General features: G+C 45.3%; 5 protein-coding genes. 2 read left to right on the top strand and 3 right to left on the bottom strand.

From position 1 onward, the window contains the following. Positions 1-1,266 precede the first annotated feature (1,266 nt). Positions 1,267-2,517 (top strand): competence/damage-inducible protein A, encoded by a 1,251-nt coding sequence (locus F6K20_RS14685; protein ID WP_008186371.1) that lies wholly within the window; start codon positions 1,267-1,269, stop codon positions 2,515-2,517. A gap of 68 nt (positions 2,518-2,585) precedes the next feature. Here F6K20_RS14685 and F6K20_RS14680 read toward each other — a convergent pair whose 3' ends face one another. The 3 genes from F6K20_RS14680 to rpaB all read right to left on the bottom strand — a co-directional run bounded on the left by F6K20_RS14680 (position 2,586) and on the right by rpaB (position 4,588). Further along, positions 2,586-3,125 carry a DUF456 domain-containing protein gene (locus F6K20_RS14680; RefSeq protein ID WP_008186373.1) on the bottom strand — a complete coding sequence of 180 codons (540 nt, stop codon included), beginning with the start codon at positions 3,123-3,125 and terminating at the stop codon, positions 2,586-2,588. A 28-nt stretch (positions 3,126-3,153) separates the two neighbouring features. Beyond that, positions 3,154-3,798 (bottom strand): cofactor assembly of complex C subunit B, encoded by a 645-nt coding sequence (locus tag F6K20_RS14675; protein ID WP_008186376.1) that lies wholly within the window; start codon positions 3,796-3,798, stop codon positions 3,154-3,156. Positions 3,799-3,859: 61 nt separating this feature from the next. Next, a complete protein-coding gene (gene rpaB / locus F6K20_RS14670; RefSeq protein ID WP_008186378.1) occupies positions 3,860-4,588 on the bottom strand; it encodes a response regulator transcription factor RpaB in 729 nt (242 codons plus the stop codon). Positions 4,589-4,792: 204 nt separating this feature from the next. On the opposite strand from rpaB, the gene radA reads away from it, so the two are divergent. Then, complete coding sequence (gene radA / locus F6K20_RS14665) at positions 4,793-6,391, top strand: DNA repair protein RadA (protein ID WP_008186382.1); 1,599 nt, start codon at positions 4,793-4,795, stop codon at positions 6,389-6,391. Positions 6,392-6,436 lie beyond the last annotated feature (45 nt).

Below are 6,436 nucleotides of genomic sequence, written 5' to 3'. Positions count from 1 at the left end.
ACGGTTGAACTTCGACAATATTGTTACGGCTGGTGGTGGAGTTGGCAGCGATTTCCGATGCTAAGACGGGAGTGGTAGCGGTGGCAATCAACAAAGTGCCTAAACTGCCAAGTACGAGACGTTTCATGTTTGTTCCTCCTAAGGTTGATTCGCTTAATTGGTTAACTGCTTATCTTTAATTACTAGAATGCAGGTCTTAACTGAGGAGGAAGTGACCGTTAACTGAGAATTTGATAAGGTGTTGCTAAGGAAACTGAATTAACCCTGGTTGACTGACAAAACTAATCAACCACGTACTGGTACGAAAGTATTTTGAATTCCAGTCGATACCGTCGTTTATCATGTTGTTTTCGTGAGGCCATCACCGGGTCAGGATCATGAGCAACTCAGGTGCGACCCGTGGCGAATTTAATTCTTAATGGTAAGAGCGCACCTATGTGAAACGAACCCGACGAATCAGTCTCCAGGCATTTTCCCTCGGAGGCTTTGACATCATGTTTATCACTACCCTCGCCTTGACCTACTGGTTTGCCGTAATATCATGTCAGGATAATTACCCTTAATAAAAATTTCCCCCATCTCCCCATCTCCCCACACTTCCCACCCTCCCCACACTTCCCACCCTCCCCACCCTCCCTCATAAGGGTAGGTTTTTTACAAAGACCTCAGGTGTGGGGTGACCGGGTGTGGGGGATAAGAAAATGTACTTAATTTGTCGTTAAAAATCATCAAGACAGTGAGATGCACCCACAGGGAATCGGAAAAAAAACCTGTGTACATCATAACTATGATAAACCCTATCAAACGCTACTAAATATAGCATTTAAAAATAGATAATCAACCCCAATGTTGATGATTTAGCATAACACAAAAAAATACTGGTATATATTTTATGCTGCTCTTAATTTACCTAACATAATTTTATTTTTCATGAAAAATAAAATTATAGTATAGCAGTCGCCAGAGCAGTTAGGACATGACAAAAGTCTCACACCCTTTGTAAGCGCAAGAGTTTGACTTCTGACTTCTGACTTCTGACTTCTGACTTCTGCTATATTTATAGGTATAATAAATAAATTAGGATATTTTTTAATGCTATATTACCTACTCCCTATTACCTATTACCTATTACCTGTTACCTTTTTAGATCAATCCTAGTTTCACATATCATGTGAAAACGCTATAGTTTTAAAATTGCTGTCAGTGTGGGATTATAAGATAAGAGCCGAAAGAAATGAATGTTATCTTGCCCCTGAGGCATAATCGATGAGTGCAGAAATTATTTGTGTAGGTACCGAACTGCTGCTGGGGGATATTCTCAACAGCAATTCTCAGTTTTTAGCCCAGGAGCTAGCCGCATTGGGGATTCCTCACTACTATCAGACAGTAGTGGGAGATAATATCGGGCGTTTACAGCAAGTATTGGCAATTGCTAGTGAGCGCTCCACTATCCTAATATTTACTGGTGGTCTTGGTCCGACGCCCGATGACTTGACCACGGAAGCGATCGCTAAATTTTTTGGGGCTCCTCTGATTGAAGAACCAGATGTTATAGAGGACATCACTCAGAAGTTTGCCCGGCGGGGACGTCAATTAACTACCAATAACCGCAAGCAAGCCCTAATTCCAGAAGGGGCACAAGTATTACCCAACTTGAATGGAACAGCTCCTGGTATCATCTGGAAACCCCGTGCTGATTTAAGCATTCTCACGTTTCCTGGTGTTCCTAGGGAAATGAATCAGATGTGGCGAGACACGGCTGTTCCCTATCTCAAAAGCCAAGGCTGGGGTAAAGAAATCGTTTATAGCCGGATGTTGCGGTTTTGGGGGATTGGAGAATCGGCTTTGGCTGAGAAAGTTGCTCCCTTTTTTGACCTTACCAACCCCACCGTTGCTCCCTATGCTAGTAAGGGACAAGTGAGGTTAAGAGTTTCGGCCCGTGCGGCTTCAGAAAGTGAAGCACAACAGTTCATTGAACCAGTAGCCCAAAAATTACAGGAGATTGGGGGAATTAACTATTTCGGTACTGACACCGATACCCTAGCCTCTGTAGTGGGTCAGCTATTAACGGCTGCCTCAGAAACGTTGAGCGTAGCAGAATCCTGTACTGGTGGCGGTATTGGCAGTATGATAACCAGTGTCCCGGGGAGTTCTAATTATTTTTTGGGGGGTATCATTGCTTATGATAACGCTGTGAAAACTGGTGTACTGGGAGTGAATTCCTCAGACTTGAAGGCGATGGGGGCGGTAAGTAAGGTTGTAGCAGAGCAAATGGCAACAGGAGTGCGATCGCTTCTTTCTTCAACCTGGTCACTTAGTATTACAGGCATAGCTGGACCTGGAGGCAATACCGATACCAAGCCTGTGGGTCTAGTTTACATTGGTCTAGCCGGACCAGATGGCATTTTAGAATGCTACAAGTACACCTTGGGTCAACATCGGAGTCGGTCTGACCTACGTCACATCAGCGCCTGCTATGCCCTTGATCGCCTACGGTGCAAATTGCTGAGTCGGTGAACTTGTTAGTTAGCGTTATTTAGCAGGCAGTAGTGCACCCCATCACCCTGTTCAATCTAAATTTCAAGCTAAATCCCTGCACCTGGGGGCCAAGTGGTGAAAATAAACACCACCACAGTAGCGATCGCAAGCATTGCCTGAATCAAATTTCCTACCAATGAACCGACTACAATCCCCAAGCCAGCTTTAAAGGATTGCTTAATTCTATCCTGTAACTTTAACTTCCGTTGATAGAGAAACTCACCTACAAACGCCCCTAACAACGGTCCAAGCAAAATCCCTAGTAACGGTCCGCCGAAGGGCAAGGCGGGTAAAAGACCAAACACCCCCATGAACAAGCCGATTATGGAACCAATTTGTCCCCAATTACTAGCACCAGCTTTTTTGGCTCCCCAGTAAGCGGCTAAAAAATCGACCCCCATACCCAGTAGCAACACAAAGATAGCTACGCCCAATGCCCAGGTGACGCTACTAAAGCCCTCAGCAATACCCCAAATTATGGTGGCAGCTAAAATCAACATGGCACCGGGAATGCCAGGAACAACCGAACCAATAATGCCTACTAGCATCAGCAGAATCAGGAACCAGTACAAAATGATTAACCACATTATTTAAATTCGAAGCGGTACCCACATCTTATAAATGACCAGAGAGAGTATTGGCGACTTTATCAGCAATCCCCTCAATCCACTTTTCATCTTGTTTAGTGTAACTTCGGGGAGCATTGGCTGCCAAAATTAGCGCTCCTTGGTTGCCAATCGGTTGACATATGACACCTTGTGTGTTATCAGGCAAGTAGTCAAATTCAAGTCGCCCTGGATAGAGCTTCAGGTTAACCAGATACACGGCTTTTTGAGTTTCTAGAACCCGCTTGAGAATGGCTCCAGGCTCGACTTGGGGATTTTTGCCCAAGATCCCCCGCCGGAGCAGGACTTTGCCTTGGTATACCACCACAAGCGATCGCGTTACTGTATTAGTCAGTAATAGATGGGATGCCCAGGCTAATTCAGTTTTGACCTGATCTGGCAGCTCTGGAGCGAGGTCGAAACCCTCTTCGCCAATCAGTTTAACGGCATCAGGAGGTTTGGGCTGTACCTGCTGCCACAGTAAACCTGTCAAAATCAATACAGCACAAACAATTACCCCTACAGCATCAGAACGAGCTTGAGAATTGGTGAGCTGGGAGGTTAATAAACGATTGATCAGCAACAGACCCCCTGCCAATCCTCCAACCGCAAATGGCAGCAGCCGCAGTACATCATTTTGGTCGGGTTTAGCCATCACTCACCTGTTGGTTATTAGTTCAGGACTTACGCAGCTGAAACGAAACATCAAGGTGTTATTATTTGTCATCTGGTTCAATGATCCGTTGGAACAAATAACCTGTACCTCGTGCGGTGAGAATTAGCTCAGGATTACTAGGATCATCCTCTAACTTGGCTCGTAACCGGGAGATGTGGACATCTACTACACGGGTATCCACATGGCGTTCAGGGGTATAGCCCCACACTTCCTGCAAAATTTCAGAACGGGAGAATGGTTCTCCGGAACGTCTGACTAATAACTCTAGAAGACTGAACTCCATCCCAGTCAGGCGAATCCGCTCATCCCCTTTGTAGACTTGTCGCTTATTGGTGTCGATTTTGATACTCCCGACATGAATCACCCCAGAACTAGGAATACCAGCAGCCCCCACTTTATCAAACCTGCGCAGTACGGAACGAATACGGGCTTCCAATTCTTTTGGAGAAAAGGGCTTGACCACATAGTCATCTGCTCCTAACTCTAGACCGGTAATCCGGTCAGCTACATCCCCTAAAGCAGTTAGCATAATAATGGGAATGTCTGATTCCTTGCGTAATTCTTGACAGACACCATAGCCGTCTAGCTTTGGCATCATCACATCTAACACCACTAGGTCAGGCTCTGTATCACGAAATGTGTTTAGGGCTTCTTCTCCATCAGCGGCTGTGACTACTTCGTAGCCAATCATGGATAACCTAGTTTCTAATATTCGACGGATACTGGCCTCGTCATCAACAACAAGAATTTTTTCTTTATGAGTTTCCAATGGACGTTATACTCCTGAAATGGTGAAGTAAGATTAATGATTTATTAATTTATCAGTAGTTTATCTCTAAAATGTAACCCTTTACAAAGTTGGTTTTATCGTTGAGAATTATATTTTCCTTGCTGGTGAAGTCTTCCTTGACTTTCATTAATGTTAATTTAATTATTGAGTTTTTTTAAGAGTTTTTAAGACTTTTCAAGTAGGATGCCGAAGCCTAAAACGCTCTATGTGTGTAATGCCTGTGGTGCTGAGTCCTCCCAATGGTTCGGCAAATGTCCTGCCTGTGGTACTTACAATTCCTTGGATGAGGTAGCTCCCCCAACTCCGGTCAAAATCAGTCGCGGGGGTTGGCAATCCAATACTTATTCGGATAACCACGAGCCTAACACTGGACCGGCTCAACCCAGATCATCCCTTACCTTCTCAGAAATTGTTGATACTGTCGAGATCCGCTTCCCCTCAGGCTATGGGGAACTCGACCGAGTGCTCGGAGGTGGCGTTGTGCCTGGGTCTTTAGTATTAATTGGTGGCGATCCAGGCATTGGCAAATCAACCTTAATGCTCCAAGTTGCCAATCAACTTGCCAAGTTACATCGCATTCTATACGTTTGTGCAGAAGAATCAGGACAGCAGGTAAAACTGCGAGCATCTCGCCTGGGTGTGGTATCAGCAGAAACCTCTGATCTCGAATCTAATAACAGTAGGGTCAAAAACGACCCTAAGTCTTCTAAGTCTAAGTCTTCTAAGTCTAAGTCTTCTAAGTCTAAGTCTTCTAAAACCCCTATAGCCGCTCAAGAGTCTGACTCTCAAGAGTCTGACTCTAAAGACGCTGAGCTGTATATTCTACCAGAAACTGATTTAGAGGAAATTCTGCGAGAGTTGGAGTCCCTCAAACCTCAGGTAGCAGTGATTGACAGTATTCAGACTCTTTATTTTCCGGCCTTGACCTCTGCTCCTGGTTCTGTTGCTCAAGTGCGGGAATGTACCTCTGCCCTGATGCAGGTAGCAAAGCGGTCAAACATTACTCTGTTAATTGTGGGTCATGTGACCAAAGAAGGCGCGATCGCAGGACCAAGGGTACTGGAACACTTAGTCGATACTGTATTGTACTTTGAAGGCGATCGCTTTGCTTCCCACCGGCTACTGCGTTCTGTTAAAAACCGCTTTGGGGCTACTCATGAAATCGGTATTTTTGAAATGGTCAGCAACGGTTTGCAGGAAGTCTTGAATCCTTCTGATCTGTTTTTGGGTAACCGAGATGAAATGAGTCCTGGTACTGCTACTGTAGTGGCTTGTGAAGGTACTCGTCCGATTCTGGTAGAGTTGCAAGCCCTAGTAAGTCCTGCTAGTTATGGGGCACCCCGCCGCTCAACCACTGGAGTTGATTACAACCGCTTACAACAAATCCTGGCAGTGTTGGAAAAGCGAGTTGGGATTCCCCTATCCAAATTAGATGCTTATGTAGCAACAGCAGGAGGGCTAGGAGTAGAAGAACCAGCAGCTGATTTAGGAATGGCTATTGCGGTAGTAGCTAGTTTTCGCGATCGCGTTGTCGATCCTCGCACGGTTATGATTGGTGAAATCAGCTTAGGGGGGCAAGTGCGACTAGTCTCTCAGATGGAACTCCGACTCAAAGAAGCTGCCAAGTTAGGGTTCAAGCGAGCCATTGTACCCAAAGGTCAAACCTTACCTGATCTCGGTATTGAAATTATTCAAGTATCGAGAGTACTAGATGCCATTATTGCTGCCTTGCCTGGGGGATTACGCCAGGACTTCCCTGAAGATATCGAGGATCAGATCTAAGATCTAAGATCAAGTTCGGTTGAATACCCATCATAACCAGGAGGA

This window comes from Moorena sp. SIO2C4, from assembly GCF_010672485.1.
GTDB classification, from domain to species: domain Bacteria; phylum Cyanobacteriota; class Cyanobacteriia; order Cyanobacteriales; family Coleofasciculaceae; genus Moorena; species Moorena producens.
This window is presented reverse-complemented; position numbering and strand designations above follow the sequence as displayed.

What these genes read in the sequence shown, in the direction of transcription:
- F6K20_RS14680 (WP_008186373.1), bottom strand. Translation starts at nt 3,125, where the DNA reads ATGTGGTTAATCATTTTGTACTGGTTCCTGATTCTGCTGATGCTAGTA.
- F6K20_RS14675 (WP_008186376.1), bottom strand. Translation starts at nt 3,798, where the DNA reads ATGGCTAAACCCGACCAAAATGATGTACTGCGGCTGCTGCCATTTGCG.
- radA (WP_008186382.1), top strand. Translation starts at nt 4,793, where the DNA reads ATGCCGAAGCCTAAAACGCTCTATGTGTGTAATGCCTGTGGTGCTGAG.
- F6K20_RS14685 (WP_008186371.1), top strand. Translation starts at nt 1,267, where the DNA reads ATGAGTGCAGAAATTATTTGTGTAGGTACCGAACTGCTGCTGGGGGAT.